Here is a 15,514-nt window from a genome sequence, read left to right as displayed (position 1 = left end):
GCGCCGGTTCAGGCTGCCGGCGTCGTGCTCTGTTGCATGCGGTGGAAGCGCAGCACCTGCTGCGCTGTGGAGCTGCGCAGCGCCTCATAGGTATCCCGCAGCGTCAGCATGTCGGTCTGCGAGCCGCCGGACAGCTTTTCGCGCATGGCGATGATCGCGCGCACGCTCGACCACGACATGTTTGCGACTTTGGCGAGGATCATCACACCCTCGGTGCGGCTTTCGATCATCATGTTTTCGGCGATCTCGATCGAGACGCCGGCGAGGGCCGCAAGCCCGGCATTGGTCTCGTCGAACTTGCCTTGCTCGGCGAAGGTCCCGACCTGGTATTCGTTGAGGCGGCCGTCCTCGTGCAGCGACTTCACCAGCGCACGCGCCATCTTGGTTTGCCTGGTCATGGCGGCCGCGCGGATGCGCTGGGTCGCTTCCTGGACGACGCTGGACACTTCGCCGGCGAGCTCCGGATTGGCGGCTTCGAGCTTCCGGCGCACGCTCAGCGATGCCTTCGCGACCAGCTTCAGATAGTGGTGGCGCGGCAGGTCGGGCCGTAGGCCTATGCAGGTGGCGAGGTCGTCGTCGCGCTCGGCGCGGGTGACGAGGTCCACGAGGCTTTCTTCGGAGAAATGGGCGCCCGGATTGCTGACGGTTGACTGCACCACCTCGTCGTTGCCGCGCGCCACCAGCACGTCAGTGAGCGCGTCCGAGAGCACGCGGCGCAGCGAGATCGCCTTGAGATGGGCCTGGCTCTTGCTGCGCGCGATCTCGAGCAGGGTTGCCTCGTCCAGCCGTTCCGACTTCGACAGCACGGGGCCGGCGACGTCGATGACGTCATCGAGTGCCAGCGTGCGGATGATTTTGGGGGGCGCGGCGCCGGCCGGCGCGAGACGGTCGGCGAGCAACGCCTTGGCCGAGGTTTCGATCTGCTCAACCAGGCACTGGAAGACGTCGTCGAACAGGCGGATGTGCTCATCCGAATAATCCACCGCGTTGTTGATGAAGAGATCGGTGACGCGGCGCAGGGTCTCCACCCGGCGCGCCACCGTGCCGTGCGAGAGCGCGGCCTGCAATTCGTCGAGCAGGTTTTCGGAAGGTTTGGCGGATTTGGATCTCATGGCCCTGTCCTGGAGCGTTCGGTCCGGCGGCGGCTTCTGCGCGACCGGCGGCAAATGGGATAGTCAGCTCGTTGCAATGCGGTTGCGCCCTTGCGCTTTGGCGGAATAAAGCGCGCCGTCGGCGCGCGCGAGAAATGTGTCGGCAGTATCGTTGTCGCGCAGCGAGGCGACCCCGGCGGAAATCGTCACGTTCATGCCGGGAGAAAATGCGTTCCAGTCGAGATCGGCGACGATCCCGCGCAGACGCTCGAGCATCCGCGCAGCGGCGTCGGCTTGCGTATGCGGCAGCAGGAGCAGAAATTCCTCGCCGCCGTAGCGGCCGAAGCGGTCGTCCGGGCCGATATTGGCGAAGATGGTGATTGCGAAGGTGCGCAGAACCTCGTCACCGACGGGATGGCCGTGGACGTCGTTGATACGCTTGAACCAGTCGAGGTCGATCAGCGCGATCGCGCAGGATCCTGCCGTCCCGCGCGAGCGCTCGATTTCGGCGTCCAGCAGCCGCATGATGCAGCGGCGGTTGTAGGAGCCGGTGAGCTCGTCGAGCTCGGCGAGCTCCTCGATGCGCTGGTAGGCAGTCTTCAGCTCGATGCTGCGCCGATACAGAATCTTGCGCAGCGTGCTGCCGAACAAGCCGAGGAAGGCGCATTGGCCGATCACGAGCACGAAGCACAGCATCGACGCGGTCCGCTCGAGCCGTGTTGCGACCGGCAGTCCGATCGGCAGGTTCGAGACCAGGAAGACGAATGCGAGCCCGACGGTTGCCAGACCCCAGGTGATCATCGCCTGGCCCGAGGTCATGCGCAGCGTGCCGAACGCGAAGATCAGGAACAGCACGCTGATGAAGGCGACCCCGACCGTTGGGACCGCGAGCAGGAATACCATCTGCAGCGCCATATGCGCCGAGATCTGGAAGACGGTGAGGTAGTGGTCCTCGAACTGGTCGCCGAAGCCGGATTCCGAGAGCACGGTGAACGTGCCGATGATCATCAGGCCGCCGAGCCAGAACAGCGATGGCACGGCCATCGAGACCGCGCCATCGTAGGCGTAGAGCAGCAGAACCGACGCGCCGAGCGAGTAGCTCACGGCCTGGCCGACATACATCTGGCGCCGCTGTCGCATCCGGCGCGCGCGCACCTCCGGCGCCGTCGCGTCGGGCGTCAACGCGAGCTCCGCGGCTTCTGCGGCATTCCGGTCCGGGAAGGACGTGGCGGCCGTGCTCATGCTCTTGCCGTTGCTGGATGTCAGTCCAAAAATCTACGTGGCAAGCCTTTAGGTTTGGTATCCTCGCCTCGCGAATCCGGGCTTGCGCAGGGCAAATGGCCTTGATCCGACGCGGAAATTAGTGCGCGATGAGGGATCGTCGGTGATCGGTCGAGCCAAGGCAGGGGTTCGTGAGACATACGTCGTGCAGGGCCGCCGCCATTGACCGAGTTTTGGTCAGGCCGCCTGCGCTGGGCAGGCATTCCGCAGGAAAGTTTTTCAGTATTATGTTACCGATCTGGATTAGGGCAGCCAGCCGCCACAGGCGGCGAAAGGAAAATGCGGCGATGTGGGGTAGATCACACAGGGCCCCGTACGACTGCGGTAAGTTGAAGAATTTTGCGCCTGCCGTCGAACCGTCCGCCGTTCCGCCCCGACCAACCTTGCGAGACGGGCGTTGAGCGTGACACAGGCGGCTTCGGACGAGGTCCTGATCGCCAGGATCGCCCAAGGCGACCGGCTCGCCATGCAGGTGCTGTACGGGCGGCACCATGTCAGGGTGTATCGCTTCGGGCTCCGGCTCGTGCGCGACGAACAGGTGGCGGAGGACCTCATTAGCGAGGTGTTTCTCGACGTCTGGCGTCAGGCCGGCAAGTTCGAGGGCCGATCCGCTGTCTCCACCTGGCTGCTGGCAATCACCCGATTTAAGGCCCTGTCTGCGCTCCGGCGCAGGAAGGACCTCGAGCTGGACGAAGAAGCTGCCAACGCGATCGAGGATTCGTCGGACGATCCGGAAACGGTGGTGCAGAAGAAGGATACCAGTGAAGCGTTGCGGGGGTGCCTGACGGCGCTTTCGCCGGAACATCGGGAAATCGTCGATCTTGTCTACTACCACGAGAAGTCCGTGGAGGAGGTGGCCGAGATCGTCGGGATACCTGAGAACACGGTAAAAACGCGCCTGTTCTACGCGCGCAAGAAACTGGCCGAACTGCTGAAGGCAGCCGGCGTGGAGCGAGGCTGGCCATGATGGCTTTGAGCAAGAAGATGCTGGAGCAAGAGCCCAGTGAAATTGAAATGCTGCTGCCATGGCATGCCGCCGGCACGCTGAATGCGCGCGACGCCCGCCGTGTCGAGGAAGCGCTCGCGCGTGATCCCGAGCTCGCCCGGCAGTATGCCGCGATCCGCGGCGAGTACGAAGAGACCATCCATCTGAACGAGAGCCTCGGCGCACCGTCGGCGCGCGCGATGCAGAAGCTGTTCGCGGCGATCGACGCCGAGCCCTCGCGCCCAACCGGTGCGCGGCCGCCCTCGGCGCGCATTTCGACCTTCTTCGCGAGTCTGTCACCGCGGACGCTGGCCTGGTCGGCGAGCCTTGGTGCGATCGTGCTGTTGCTGCAAGCCGGCATCATCGGCGCGGTGCTGATGAAGAACCAGACCGCGACCTTCCAGACGGCGTCGCTCTCCACCACCGACGCCCCGATCACGCGTGAGTTCGGTAAATCCGCCGCCGCGCCGGCGCGCGCGTTGGTGCGCTTCACGCCGGAGGCGCGAGTGGCCGACATCACGTCGCTGCTCGACAGCTATCACGCCTCTATCATCGACGGCGCCAAGGGCGGCATGTTCCGCCTCCAATTCGAAAAGCCGATGAGCCAGGACGAGCTCACCGCGCTGCTCGGGCGGATGCAGCGCGAAAAGATCGTCAACCTCGCCGTGGCGGCGCCTTAAGCGCGCCTCGGGCTCATGACGCGCAAGTCCGAGACTGGGGTGAGAGCAGGGGCCTACGCATCATCCGTGGCCGCCGTGCTTCTCCTCGCCACCTCGCTCGGCGTCGAGGTCGCCCACGCGCAGGCGATCATGCGCACGCCCACGATCAGCGTCCCCTCGCGTACACCGACCATCAGTCCGAGCATTGCCGCAAGGGCCGTGAGTGTCGGCCGCGCCCCCCGCGTCGCCACTACGCCCCGGCTGACGCCGCGGCTGGCGATCCCGGTGCAGCCCTATGTGCGCTACTCGCCGAACCTCTATCCGGCCTGCACCGCGCCCTATCGCGACGCCGATGGCGACTGCCTCGCGCAGCCGAAGGGCGACGGCGACGGCGCCGGCAAATCGGGCAAGAAGAGCGCCGGCAATGCGCGCCGCAATAATGCTCAGGCCGCCGCAAACCTGCGCACCTTCGCCAATGAATTCGTCGCCGAGATCGACGGCGCGCTCTCGCTGGCCGAGGCCGACGAGCTGGCCAGGCGACATGGTTTGAGGCGCGTCGCCTCGGAGAACTTTCCGCTGATCGGCGCCACGATCGGCCTGTTTCGCATCACCGACGGCCGGCCCTACGACACTGTGCGGCGCGAGTTCGCCGCCGACGGCAGCGTGCATTCGCTCCAGCCGAACTATCGCTACATGCTCCAGGACCAGAAAGCGGCGCCGACCGAAGGTGATCCGGCGCAATATGCGCTGGCCAAGCTCCGCCTGCCGCAGGCGCACACGCTGGTGCACGGCGCCAATGTCACGGTCGCGGTGATCGATTCCGGAATCGACGTCAAGCATCCCGAGCTCGCCAATTCGATCACCGACAATTTCGACGCGCTCGGCAGCCCCGAAGGCCCGCACGTCCACGGCACCGGCATCGCGGGCGCCATCGTGGCGCATGCGCGGCTCATGGGCAGCGCGCCGGAGGCGCGCATCATTGCCATCCGCGCCTTCGGCGGCACCACGAGGGGTGCCGAGAGCAACTCCTACATCATTCTGCGATCGCTGAATTACGCCGCCGAGCACGGCGCGCAGATCGTCAATATGAGCTTTGCCGGTCCGAAGGACGCGGTGATCGGACGCGCCCTCGCGGCGACCGCCGCCCGCGGCCTTGTGCTGGTCGCGGCCGCCGGCAATGCCGGCGCGAAATCTCCGCCGCTCTATCCCGCCGCCAATCCCAACGTGATTGCGGTCAGCGCGACGGACCAGCAGGACAGGCTGTTCACCGCCTCCAATCGCGGCAACTACATCGCATTGGCGGCGCCCGGCGTCGACATCTTCTTGCCCGCACCGGACGGCAAGTATCAGATGACGTCGGGCACCTCGTTCTCGGCGGCCTATGTCTCCGGCGTCGCGGCCCTGCTTCTGGAGCGCAATTTCGCCCTGAAGCCCGAGGCACTGCGCATGACGCTTGCGAAGACCGCGCGCGACCTCGGCTCGCCTGGGCGTGATGATCTGTTCGGCGATGGCGAGGCCGATGCTTACGCGGCCGTGATGGCCGTTCCCACCGATGGTGCGACGCCGGTTGCCGCGACGTCCGGTACAACAAAACGTGAAGGCGGCGAGGGGCGTCGCGAGGAGCCTGGGATCCGCGCGATCGACCAACCGTCACTGTCGAGCGCGGACGATAAATCCACGGTTTCTCAGACGGATAGGCCGGCGTCACGATAACTGCTGCGACAAAGATGCACGTGGCGAGAAGGTTAAAAATTCGAACGCTGCGTTGAACGTTCAGCCCGCTGCCACGACCAAAATATGTGGGAGCGGTCATCCCTCCCCATCGGTCATATCAGGCGCGAGCGCCCATCCACCCCAAGCGCCCATATGGCTCGACCCGTCCGGTTGTCCCCCCGGACGGGTCTTTTCTTTTTGGGGGGGACTTATTCCTTGAAGGCCTCCTTGCGATATCAGCTTTTGGTTGAGCTCGCGCCTGCGGTCCCTCGTCAGCGATTCGCCCCAAGACCGCTATGCTTGTGTGAGGCTTGACGGCAAATCGGCTGCAAACTCCGTAGACTCGCGGTATCTGATGACGACGGCCGCGTCGCATCTGGACAAGTCAAAACTTTTCCACAAAATATTCATGTCGCGTCTAAATTGATTCGTGAGCGTTGCGTCCTCCGCGTCCGTGTTTTCTCCCAACGGGCTGGTTCATGACACATCGCCAAGGCGTGGCTTGCGGCCGCGACGTTGCAAAGCGCTGGTGCGCGCTCGCCGAGCAGCGGCTGGAACATCTCACGGAAATGTTCGAGACCGGGCGCTGGCGCCGCTATCACTCGGAGCTCGCATTCCTCGAAAACATCCAGGAAGCCAAGCGCGCGCTCCAGACCTGGCGCGCGATCGCGGCCGGCGAGGATGTCTCGGCGGCCGCTGCGAGCGTGACGGGCGCGTTCGGCTGGTCTCCGGCGACCATACCAAGCATGGCTCCGCGCGAGCAGGCCCAGACCGTGCAGCCGAAGGCCGTGCATATCGCGCCTGAAACGGCCGTGCCGATCGCATTCGCCCCCGCGCCGGACGTGCTCGCTGACGTGACCGAAGCCCCGATCGCTCCAATTGCGACGCTCGCTCCGATTGCGGCGTTCCTGCGGACTTTCTCGCCGCCTGCCGCCGACGTCGTCGCGGCCCCCGAGCGTGTCGTCGAACTCACCCTCAGCCTCGACGGTATCGAAGCCAAATACCCGCTGCTGAGGAACGCGTTTTAGGGCCAGGATCTTTCCAGACACTCCGCTGTCGTCGTGGCGAAAGCCAGGATCCGCATCGCGGAATCTCTCCGGAACGCGCGCCCTGTACCACACGCATCACCCAAGACGAGTCCTGCATTGCACGTTGCTTGGCCTGAACGACGAAGTGCATGGAAGCTGTTTCCGCGAAAGGCCGTCATTGCGAGGAGCGGAGCGACGAAGCAATCCAGACTGTCGCTGCGGACAGATTCTGGATTGCTTCGCTTCGCTCGCAATGACGGGTAGTTGAGGCTCGCATCTCGGACAATGGCAGGGGCTCTCTGTCAATCGCTACCGCCGCACGGCATTCCCGCCGACCACCACCTGCGCGAAATGCTGTGCGCCCTCCGCCGACAGATCCGTCGTGACCACGCGTGCGTGGTCGAGACCGACCACGGCGCCGCGCGGTGTCTCGGAGATCATGTTGTTGTTGATAAGCGCGGAGCCCGCGCCCGGCACGACCGAGACGCCGACGCCGGCGAGCGCTTTGCGGATCACGTTGCCCGAGATCACGACGTCGCGCAGATATTTACCCCAGCCGGCGACGATGCCATAGGACGGCGCGTTCTCGATCACATTTCCGGTCACGGACGAATCCGCCTCGACGTAGATGCCGACGCCGGCATCGTCATCCGGCGTGGTGCCGATCGGCCGCTTCGGGATCAGGTTGCGGATGATGTTGCCCTGGACCACGGCGATGCGGCCGCCCTCGTTGAAATTGCAGACGGAGACGCCGACGGCCGCGCCGTCCACCGTGTTGTTGGCGATCACCGCGGCCTCGAACGAGAACTCTGAATAGAGCGCGACTTCGCGCACGTCGCTGACGCTGTTGTCCGTTATGTGGATGTTCGAGGCCGAATTGCCGCGCACCGCGGAATAGTCGCAGTTCCTGATGCGGTTGCCGCGGACGATGACGTTGCCGGCGCGGAAGGCGTTGATGGCGTTGCCGTACTGTCCGGAGCCGCCAGGGCCGGCCTTGATGTCCTCGATGCGGTTGTCGGCAACCAGCGTGCCGTCGTCGCCGATCGCGGTGCGCAGGATCTCGATGCCGTTGTCGTTGGTGCCGATGATCGTGTTGCGCGCGACGCTGAGGCCCTTGGCGTCGAACGAGACCACGGCCGTCGCGGCGATGTTGGTGAAGATGTTGCCGGAGATGTCGCCCGACACCTGCTCGAACCAGATGCCGCTGCCGCCGGCGCCGGTGATCTCGCAATCCGTGATGCGGATGGCGCGACCGCCGAGGCAATGGATCAGGCCGCGCCGCGTCGGCAGCGGCATGTCGCCGCCGTCGAAGGTGATGCCGGCGAGGCCGATCGCATCGGAGCCGTCGCTCTGGACCGCCGAGGCCCCGCCCGTGAAGATAAGCTTGGTGGCGCCACGTACGCCGATCAGTTGCGAGCCGTTTGGCAATCGCAGCAGGCCGGTGCGGTAGACGCCGGGCGGCAGGGCGAGCGGCATCTGCGCCCGCGCGGCCTCGTCGATTGCGCGCTGAAGCGCGCGCGTCTGGTCCTCGCTGCTGCCGGGGCGCACGCCATATTGCGTGGCGTCGCGGCCGAGCTGTGACGTCAGCGGCGCACCGCGCGTGGCACCGGCAGGCATGGCCAGCGCGCCGGCAACGCCTGCGGCGGAGGCTCCGATGAGGTGGCGGCGGTTGAGGTCCATGAGGCGTCCTCCGGCGGAGGCGGGAAGTGTCCGCACGGTCTAGGTAACGCAGAAATGGGAGCGGGGCGGTCGGCGTCGGCCAGATTGTTCGAGGTAGGGTTAAATGTTTACCCCGGTGGTGATGCCGTAAGGGTGGGTTAGCCGAAGACGTAACCCACCGTCTCGAGCACGGAGCCCGTGGAAGTCAAAAGTGGTGGGTTACGCTGCGCTAACCCACCCTACCAAGCTACGATGCACGCGCCTTCCGTGCCAACTGTACCATCTCCATCAGCATCGCTTCCCCGGCATCCACCAGTTCCTCCAGGGTGATGCGCGGAAATCCCTTGCGCCGCATCGCGCCGCTCCGCGCGAGCAGTGGGACATGGATGAACGCCGCGAGCTGCGGTCCGCCGGCCTTCGCGCCTTCGATCGCGCGCCAGCTCAGGTAGTTGCAGAGGTAGGCGCCGGCATCGCGCGAGGACCGCGCGTCGATGCCGGTGAGGCGTGCGGCGCGCAGCAGCCTTGCCGTGTGCGGGCCGAACATCATCGCGTCCGCATTGGCGGCGATGGCGCGCTTGCGCGAGCGCGTGTTGGCGCCATCGGGCCAGAGCATGGTGACCGCGTTGCGCGCGCGGGTCTCGATGCGCAGATACGACGTGCGCGCCGCGAGGCCGAACATCAGAAGTGCATCCGGCTTCACCCTCGCGAGCACCTCCGGTAGTTGCCGGTCGACCGCAGCATAGGTGACCGGGAAGATGTGGCTTGCAATCTCGACATCGTCGAGCGCCGGACGGCGCAGGTGCGCCAATCGCGTGACTAGCGGCTGGGTCGGGTTGTAGGGCGCGCCGGGAAAGGGCCCGAAGCCGGTGAGGAGAATGCGGAGCCGATCGCTCACTGCAACAGCTCCATAATCTGTTCGGCCGCAAGCGAAGGCGTGATGCGTCCGTCAGCGACCTCGTGCTCGATCTTCTTCACCTTGGCGCGGATTGACGCCTCCGTGCGCAGCCGCGCCAGCATGCGCTGCTCCAGCATCGACCACATCCACTTCACCTGTTGCTCGCGTCGCCGCGCGGCGAACTCGCCGGACGCGCTTGTCGCCTTGCGATGGTCGAGGATCTTTTGCCAGAGCTTTGCGATGCCGTTTCCGGTTAGCGCCGAATAGGTCTCGACCGGCGGGTGCCAGTGCTCTGAGCGCGGCGCGAGGATATGCAGCGCGCCGCGATAGTCGGCGGCGGTGATGTTGGCGCGCTTGAGATTGTCGCCGTCGGCCTTGTTGATCGCGATCATGTCGGCGAGCTCGACCAAGCCCTTCTTGATGCCTTGCAGCTCGTCGCCGCCACCCGGCAGCATCAATGCCAAGAAGAAATCCGTCATGTCGCAGACGGCCGTCTCCGACTGGCCGATACCGACGGTCTCGACCAGCACGACGCCAAAGCCCCCCGCCTCGCACAGCAGCATCGCCTCGCGCGTTTTCGCAGCAACGCCGCCGAGCGTTCCGGAAGACGGCGAGGGACGGATGAAGGCGTGGTCGGAGGCCGAAAGCCGCGCCATCCGCGTCTTGTCGCCGAGGATTGAGCCGCCGCTGCGCGCAGAGGACGGATCGACCGCAAGCACCGCGACCTTGTGGCCCTGCTCGATCAGGTAAATGCCGAGCGCGTCGATGGTGGTGGATTTGCCGACGCCGGGCGAGCCGGTGATGCCGACGCGAACAGCCTTGCCGGTGTCGGGCAACAGCATCTGCACGAGCTCGCGCGCCAGGGCCTGATGGTCGCCGCGCCGGCTCTCGATCAGCGTTATGGCGCGCGCCAGTGCGGCGCGGTGACCCGCGCGGAGGTCGCGGGCGAGGGATTTGATGTCCAGCGAGGCCTTCTTCTCAGTCATGCCCTGCTTTACAACGCCCCGGCGAAGCAGGCGAGGGCCGCTCGCCCCAAATCACCGCGATGTTGCTGCCGCCGCCGTCTGCGCCGGTTTCACCTTCCGCCACACCCACACCATCACCGGCCAGAGCAGCGCGCCGATGGCCATGGCGGCGAGGATCGCAGCGACCGGGCGCTCGAAGAACGGCAGAATGCTGCCGTCGGACTTGATCAGCGAGGTGACGAAGGCCTGCTCGACCATGGTGCCCATGACGATGCCGAGCACCATGGCGGCCACGGGATAGCCGTTCGCCTCCATCACGTAGCCGATCACCCCGAAGGCGGCGACGGTGACGACGCCGAACATATTGTTGCCGATCGCGAACGAGCCGACAGCGCAGCAGAGCATGATGATCGGCATCACCGTGGAGCGCGGCGCCAGCAGGATGTAGGCGGCGACCCGGATCATGGCGATGCCGAGCGGGATCATCAGGATGTTCGCGATGATGAACATCAGGTAGATCGCATACATGCTCGACGCCTTCTCCGTGAACAGCGTCGGGCCCGGGTTGAGCCCCTTCATATAGAGCACGCCGATCGCGATCGCAGCGATGGTGTCGCCGGGGATGCCGAACAGCAGCGACGGCACCCAGCCCGAGGCGATGCTGGCATTGTTGCTGGCGCCGGCCTCGACCAGGCCCTCGACATGGCCCGTGCCGAATTTTTCCGGCTCCCTGGAGAAACGTTTTGACATCGCATAGCTCACCCAGGCGGCCATGTCGGCGCCCGCGCCTGGAAGCACGCCGATGATGATGCCGACGATGTTTCCGCGCGTCATCTGCCAGTGGTATTTTTTCGTCAGGTTCCACTGGCCGGCCATGATGCTTCCGAATTTTCGCCGGGGCAGCGGCGGCGGTTCGGGCGTCAGCATCGCGCGCATCACCTGCGCCACCGCGAACACGCCGACGAGCGCTGGGATCGGCTCGATGCCGCCAAACAGATCGGTGATGCCAAAGGTGAAGCGCGGGATGCCGCCGGGATTCTCGATGCCGATACAGGAGACGAGAAGGCCGATGAACATGCCGGCGATCGCCTTCACCGGCGAGGAGCGCGCCACCAGCGTCGCGCACATCAGGCCGAGCAGCGCCAGCCAGAAATATTCGAAGGTCGAGAACGACAGCGCGATCTCGGCGAGGGGCGGCGCCAAAATCATCAGCGACAGCACGCCGGCGATGCCGCCGACCGCCGAGAACCATACACCAGCTCCGAGCGCGAGTTCGGCCTGGCCCTTGCGCGTCATGGCATAGGCCTCGTCGGCATAGGCGGCGGAGGCCGGCGTGCCGGGAATGCGCAAGAGCGCGCCGGGGATGTCGCCGGAGAAGATTGCCATCGAGGACGCCGCGACGATGGTCGCGATCGCCGCGATCGGCGACAGATAGAAGGTGACGGGGACGAGCAGGGCGGTCGCCATCGTCGCCGACAGGCCCGGCAGCGAGCCGATGACGAGCCCGTATACGGAGGCCGCGAACATCGCGATGATGACCTCCCAGGTGGAGATCAGCGAGAATGCGTCAATCAGCGTTTTCAGCATGGATCACCAGGGCGTCGGCAACAGGCCGGCGGGCAGCGGCACGCGCAGCAGCTTGGCGAAGATGAGGTGGATGGCGAACGGCGACAGCGCCGCGAGCGGCAGCGCGAGCTTCCACTTCGCGCCGAGCGCGGTCGAGGTCACGTAGACCATGATCGCCGCGGTGATGATGAAGCCGAGCCGGTCGGCCGCGAAGACGTAGAACAGCAACAGTGCCGGCGGCAGCAAAGCGCGCAGGCTGTAGAGCTTTCCTTGCGGCGGCGGTGCGGTCGCCGCCTGGCCGTCCTCGAGCGGGACCAACTCTTCCTCCTCCTCGAAGGAATGGCCGATGCCAAACACGATTGCGAGCCCGCAAAGTGCAAGGCCGGTGCCGATCACGAGCGGAAACACGTTGGGGCCGACCGGCTGGCCGGGCACCGGCGGCAAGATCCAGCCGCCGTAGGCAGCCGCCGCGCCGAGTGCGACGAGAAACGATCCCGTGACGGAGTCGGGAAGACGCATGGGAGGAGTCCTGTCAGAATTCCGGGAGGTGCGCTCTCTCTCCCCGCGTGCGGGGAGAGAGGTGGGGTGAGGGGGGGGGACTCTCCGCGAGAGCGGTGAGAGTTGGGCTCGAGGAGACCTCCTCACCGAAATCGAGTTGCGCTCGGATTCGACCTCTCCCGCATCCGCCTTCGCTGAAAGCTTCGGCGGACAAGAGCGGGGAGAGGTGAGACGTCAAGCCTTCGTCAGGCCAGCAGCCTTCATCGCTTCGCCCATCTGCGCATCGCCCTTGTCCATGAAGCTGCCGAACTGGCCGCCGTCGCCCCACACCGTGCCGAAGCCGCGGTTGCTCATGAACTCCTTGAACTCGGCGGAGTCGTAGACCTTCTTCAGCGCCGCAGTGAGCTTGGCCGTGATCTCCGGCGGCAGGTTCTTCGGCGCGCCGATGCCGCGCCAAGCGCCGGTGGAGTAGTTTACGCCCATCGATTCCTTCAGCGTCGGCACGTCGGGGAAGATCGGGTTGCGCGCGGGCGCCATGATGGCGAGGCTCTTCGCCTTGCCCGCCTCGATGATGGCGCGCGCTTCGGGCACCGAGCAGGTGGTGAGGTCGAGACCGCCGGCGGCGAGATCCTGCATCGCCGGTGCTGCGCCGTTCGACGGCACCCAGGCCACCTGATTGGCGGGCAGGCCCATCGCCTGCATCCAGCCGACCAGCGCGAGGTGCCAGATGCCGCCCTGGCCGGTGCCGGAGGCCTTGAACTTGCCGGGAGGTGCGGCCTTGATCGCGTCGGCGAGGTCCTTGACCGTCTTGTAGGGTGAGGAGGAGGAGACCTGGATGCCCGGCGGGTCCTCGTTCATCAGCGCGAGCGGGGTGTAGCTCCGCGGCGTCAGGTCGGTCAGGCCCTGCCAGTGCATCATCGAGATTTCGACGGTGAGCATGCCGATGGTGTAGCCGTCGGGCTGGGCGGTCGCGATTGCGGTGTGGCCGACCACGCCGGATCCGCCAGTGCGGTTGACCACGTTGAAGGGCTGGCCAAGATCCTTTTCCAGCAGCGCTGCGACAATGCGCGCAGTCGCATCCGTGCCGCCGCCGGCGCCCCAGGGCACGATCACGGTGACCGGTCGTGCCGGATAGGCTTGCGCGAGCGCGGGTTTGAAACCGAAGACGGCGGATGCTGCGACTGCAGCGGACGAAGCCGCAAACGCGCGGCGGGTGAGCTTGGACATGAATGCCTCCCAGCGGCGCCCGTAACATCGGGCGCTCTTGTCGATGACGGCATTCTAGTCGGCTTTGCGGCGCCGCCGCAAGGTAGCGCTACCAACGCGCTGTGAGCAACGGCGCGGTGCTCAAAGCGTGGTCACTGGCCATCATCCTCATCGCCCTTCTGTCGTGAGCCGCCAAAGATGTGCACGCCTTCCGCTGCAAGGTAGGGTCTCAGCGCCTCCCAGGGCACGAAGGCGACATATTCGCCTTCGGCGTAGGGGCCGACGGCATAAGGCGGGTAGTGGAAGGTGAGGCCGGAGCTCTTGCCGGCTTCGGTCGACGGCGCCAGCGTCACCGCGCCGATCTTGAGCAGGCTCGGCTCGACGCCCTTGAACCATTCGGCGGTCGCGGTCTCGCTGGTGTCACGCTTCTTCTTTTCGATCGTGAGCGAGGCGATCACGGCCTTCACCATCGCCCTCATGGTCGGGCCGTTATCGGCGGTCTCGGTGAAGAATGGGCGGATCGAGATGCGCTTGTTCTCGGCCTTGTCCCACAGGATCGTGTTCACGTCGGAATTGGGATGAGCGCCGTGGGTATCCATGTAGTCGTTGCGCAGGATGCTGACATAGCGGTCGGCGACCACCGAGCGGATCGAATATTTGCGCTCGAAATCCCAGCCGCCGTCCTTGAAGAATTGCGGATCCTGCTTGCGCGAGGCGGCCGCTTCAGCCGCGTTCTTGTCGAGCCATTTTTTGCCCTCGGCGAGGCGATCCGCCGCCAGCGCCGCATCCGCCTTGATCTTGTCATCGAGCAGCACGCGCGCCTCGATGCTCTTGGTCTTGATCACGGCGTCAGGCTTGGGATCGGCGGCGCGGGAGGAGGAGAGCATCGCGACAGCCGAAAGGATCGCGATCGTGTGCAGGAGCAGCCCTGCGCGCGCGGTTGCACGATGGTATGTCACATCAATATCCATGAATTTTCATGCGCCTTCGGGAGGCCGCCAGGGCAGCGGCCAAACTCTGCCACGGCATAAGCATCACAAGATGAACCGGTGCAGAACGCCCGGTGCGTCCACCGGGTCGCGAAGATTGGTCACGGCAACGCGCCTGCCGGTTTGATGCAGAAAGCGTCGAGCGGCGGTGATCTATTCCGCCGCCTCGCTATGCCCGAGCCGGGCATTGAGCTTGCGGATCAGCTCCTCGGCCGCGTCCGCGATCACGGTGCCCGGCGGGAAGATGGCTTCGGCGCCGGCGGCATGGAGCGCATCGTAATCCTGCGGGGGGACCACGCCGCCGACGATGATCATGATGTCGTCGCGGCCCTGCTTCTTCAGTGCCGCCTTCAATTCCGGCACCGCAGTGAGGTGCGCGGCCGCGAGCGAAGAGACGCCGAGGATGTGGACGTCATTCTCCACTGCCTGTCGCGCCGCTTCGTCGGCGGTGGCAAATAGCGGCCCGATGTCGACGTCGAAGCCGATGTCGGCGAACGCCGAGGCAATCACCTTCTGACCGCGGTCGTGGCCGTCCTGGCCGATTTTGGCGACGAGGATGCGCGGCCGGCGGCCTTCCGCCTCCTCGAACGCGTCGATCAGCGCCTGCACCTTCTCGACTTGATTACCCATGCTGGACGCCTCCCGCTTGTAGACGCCGGTGATGGACTTGATCTCGGCGCGGTGCCGGCCGAACACCTTCTCCATCGCGTCCGAGATCTCGCCGACGGTCGCCTTCACGCGCGCCGCGTCGATGGCTAGCGCGAGCAGATTACCGTTGCCTTCGCCGGCCGAACGCGTCAGCGCCGCGAGCGCGGCATCGACGTCCTTCTGGTTGCGCTCGGATTTCAGCCGCGTCAGCTTGTCGATCTGGAGTCGGCGAACGTTGGTGTTGTCGACTTTCAGAATCTCGATCGGCGTCTCGTCGGTCGGCTTGTACTTGTTGACGCCGATCACGGCCTGCTTGCCGGCATCGATGCGG

At 65.6% G+C, this 15,514-nt stretch carries 14 protein-coding genes; 4 read left to right on the top strand and 10 right to left on the bottom strand.

What is annotated here, in order from left to right:
• Nucleotides 1-8 precede the first annotated feature (8 nt).
• Together MTR72_RS03250 and MTR72_RS03245 are read right to left on the bottom strand one after the other, a co-directional pair.
• Nucleotides 9-1,112, bottom strand: coding sequence for a DUF2336 domain-containing protein (locus tag MTR72_RS03250; protein WP_280964991.1), 1,104 nt, complete (start codon nucleotides 1,110-1,112; stop codon nucleotides 9-11).
• 63 nt (nucleotides 1,113-1,175) lie between these two features.
• On the bottom strand, nucleotides 1,176-2,333 hold the full coding sequence (locus tag MTR72_RS03245; RefSeq protein WP_280964990.1) for a GGDEF domain-containing protein: 1,158 nt from the start codon (nucleotides 2,331-2,333) through the stop codon (nucleotides 1,176-1,178).
• Nucleotides 2,334-2,769: 436 nt separating this feature from the next.
• Between MTR72_RS03245 and MTR72_RS03240 the strand changes: the two genes are divergently transcribed.
• The 4 genes from MTR72_RS03240 to MTR72_RS03225 all read left to right on the top strand — a co-directional run bounded on the left by MTR72_RS03240 (nucleotide 2,770) and on the right by MTR72_RS03225 (nucleotide 6,757).
• Nucleotides 2,770-3,339, top strand: a complete 570-nt coding sequence (locus MTR72_RS03240) for a sigma-70 family RNA polymerase sigma factor (RefSeq protein ID WP_280964989.1) — start codon at nucleotides 2,770-2,772, stop codon at nucleotides 3,337-3,339.
• On the top strand, nucleotides 3,336-4,037 hold the full coding sequence (locus tag MTR72_RS03235) for a hypothetical protein (RefSeq protein ID WP_280964988.1): 702 nt from the start codon (nucleotides 3,336-3,338) through the stop codon (nucleotides 4,035-4,037). Before MTR72_RS03240 ends, MTR72_RS03235 begins: the two co-directional genes overlap by 4 nt.
• Nucleotides 4,038-4,052: 15 nt before the next feature.
• Complete coding sequence (locus tag MTR72_RS03230) at nucleotides 4,053-5,729, top strand: S8 family serine peptidase (protein WP_280964987.1); 1,677 nt, start codon at nucleotides 4,053-4,055, stop codon at nucleotides 5,727-5,729.
• Between the two features lie 497 nt (nucleotides 5,730-6,226).
• Nucleotides 6,227-6,757, top strand: coding sequence for a TIGR03809 family protein (locus MTR72_RS03225; RefSeq protein ID WP_280971030.1), 531 nt, complete (start codon nucleotides 6,227-6,229; stop codon nucleotides 6,755-6,757).
• Nucleotides 6,758-7,066: 309 nt separating this feature from the next.
• Here the strand turns inward: MTR72_RS03225 and MTR72_RS03220 are convergent, their stop codons facing one another.
• The 8 genes from MTR72_RS03220 to MTR72_RS03185 all read right to left on the bottom strand — a co-directional run.
• Nucleotides 7,067-8,437, bottom strand: coding sequence for a TIGR03808 family TAT-translocated repetitive protein (locus tag MTR72_RS03220; RefSeq protein ID WP_280964986.1), 1,371 nt, complete (start codon nucleotides 8,435-8,437; stop codon nucleotides 7,067-7,069).
• A 226-nt stretch (nucleotides 8,438-8,663) separates the two neighbouring features.
• The gene (locus MTR72_RS03215) at nucleotides 8,664-9,311 is read right to left on the bottom strand and encodes a pyroglutamyl-peptidase I (RefSeq protein ID WP_341510097.1); all 648 of its coding nucleotides are present in this window, start codon (nucleotides 9,309-9,311) and stop codon (nucleotides 8,664-8,666) included.
• The gene (meaB, locus tag MTR72_RS03210; protein ID WP_280964984.1) at nucleotides 9,308-10,297 is read right to left on the bottom strand and encodes a methylmalonyl Co-A mutase-associated GTPase MeaB; all 990 of its coding nucleotides are present in this window, start codon (nucleotides 10,295-10,297) and stop codon (nucleotides 9,308-9,310) included. The genes MTR72_RS03215 and meaB overlap by 4 nt, the downstream gene beginning before the upstream one ends.
• 51 nt (nucleotides 10,298-10,348) lie before the next feature.
• Nucleotides 10,349-11,863, bottom strand: coding sequence for a tripartite tricarboxylate transporter permease (locus tag MTR72_RS03205; protein WP_280964983.1), 1,515 nt, complete (start codon nucleotides 11,861-11,863; stop codon nucleotides 10,349-10,351).
• A gap of 3 nt (nucleotides 11,864-11,866) precedes the next feature.
• The gene (locus tag MTR72_RS03200; protein WP_280964982.1) at nucleotides 11,867-12,361 is read right to left on the bottom strand and encodes a tripartite tricarboxylate transporter TctB family protein; all 495 of its coding nucleotides are present in this window, start codon (nucleotides 12,359-12,361) and stop codon (nucleotides 11,867-11,869) included.
• 213 nt (nucleotides 12,362-12,574) lie between these two features.
• Nucleotides 12,575-13,567, bottom strand: a complete 993-nt coding sequence (locus MTR72_RS03195; RefSeq protein ID WP_280964981.1) for a tripartite tricarboxylate transporter substrate binding protein — start codon at nucleotides 13,565-13,567, stop codon at nucleotides 12,575-12,577.
• Between the two features lie 131 nt (nucleotides 13,568-13,698).
• Nucleotides 13,699-14,433, bottom strand: a complete 735-nt coding sequence (locus MTR72_RS03190) for an RsiV family protein (RefSeq protein ID WP_341510229.1) — start codon at nucleotides 14,431-14,433, stop codon at nucleotides 13,699-13,701.
• A gap of 255 nt (nucleotides 14,434-14,688) precedes the next feature.
• The coding region (locus MTR72_RS03185; RefSeq protein WP_341510096.1) for a methylmalonyl-CoA mutase family protein at nucleotides 14,689-15,514 on the bottom strand (826 nt) is incomplete at its 5' end.

The sequence above is a fragment of the Bradyrhizobium sp. ISRA442 genome, assembly GCF_038085055.1.
Lineage (GTDB): Bacteria > Pseudomonadota > Alphaproteobacteria > Rhizobiales > Xanthobacteraceae > Bradyrhizobium.
The sequence above is the reverse complement of the archived record's forward strand: the minus strand, read 5'-3'. Positions and strand labels throughout refer to the sequence as shown.

Excerpts from the sequence above, each read along its gene's own strand:
- MTR72_RS03250 (WP_280964991.1), bottom strand. The coding sequence starts at position 1,112 with ATGAGATCCAAATCCGCCAAACCTTCCGAAAACCTGCTCGACGAATTG.
- MTR72_RS03245 (WP_280964990.1), bottom strand. The coding sequence starts at position 2,333 with ATGAGCACGGCCGCCACGTCCTTCCCGGACCGGAATGCCGCAGAAGCC.
- MTR72_RS03235 (WP_280964988.1), top strand. The coding sequence starts at position 3,336 with ATGATGGCTTTGAGCAAGAAGATGCTGGAGCAAGAGCCCAGTGAAATT.
- MTR72_RS03230 (WP_280964987.1), top strand. The coding sequence starts at position 4,053 with ATGACGCGCAAGTCCGAGACTGGGGTGAGAGCAGGGGCCTACGCATCA.
- MTR72_RS03220 (WP_280964986.1), bottom strand. The coding sequence starts at position 8,437 with ATGGACCTCAACCGCCGCCACCTCATCGGAGCCTCCGCCGCAGGCGTT.
- meaB (WP_280964984.1), bottom strand. The coding sequence starts at position 10,297 with ATGACTGAGAAGAAGGCCTCGCTGGACATCAAATCCCTCGCCCGCGAC.
- MTR72_RS03205 (WP_280964983.1), bottom strand. The coding sequence starts at position 11,863 with ATGCTGAAAACGCTGATTGACGCATTCTCGCTGATCTCCACCTGGGAG.
- MTR72_RS03200 (WP_280964982.1), bottom strand. The coding sequence starts at position 12,361 with ATGCGTCTTCCCGACTCCGTCACGGGATCGTTTCTCGTCGCACTCGGC.
- MTR72_RS03195 (WP_280964981.1), bottom strand. The coding sequence starts at position 13,567 with ATGTCCAAGCTCACCCGCCGCGCGTTTGCGGCTTCGTCCGCTGCAGTC.
- MTR72_RS03190 (WP_341510229.1), bottom strand. The coding sequence starts at position 14,433 with ATGCTCTCCTCCTCCCGCGCCGCCGATCCCAAGCCTGACGCCGTGATC.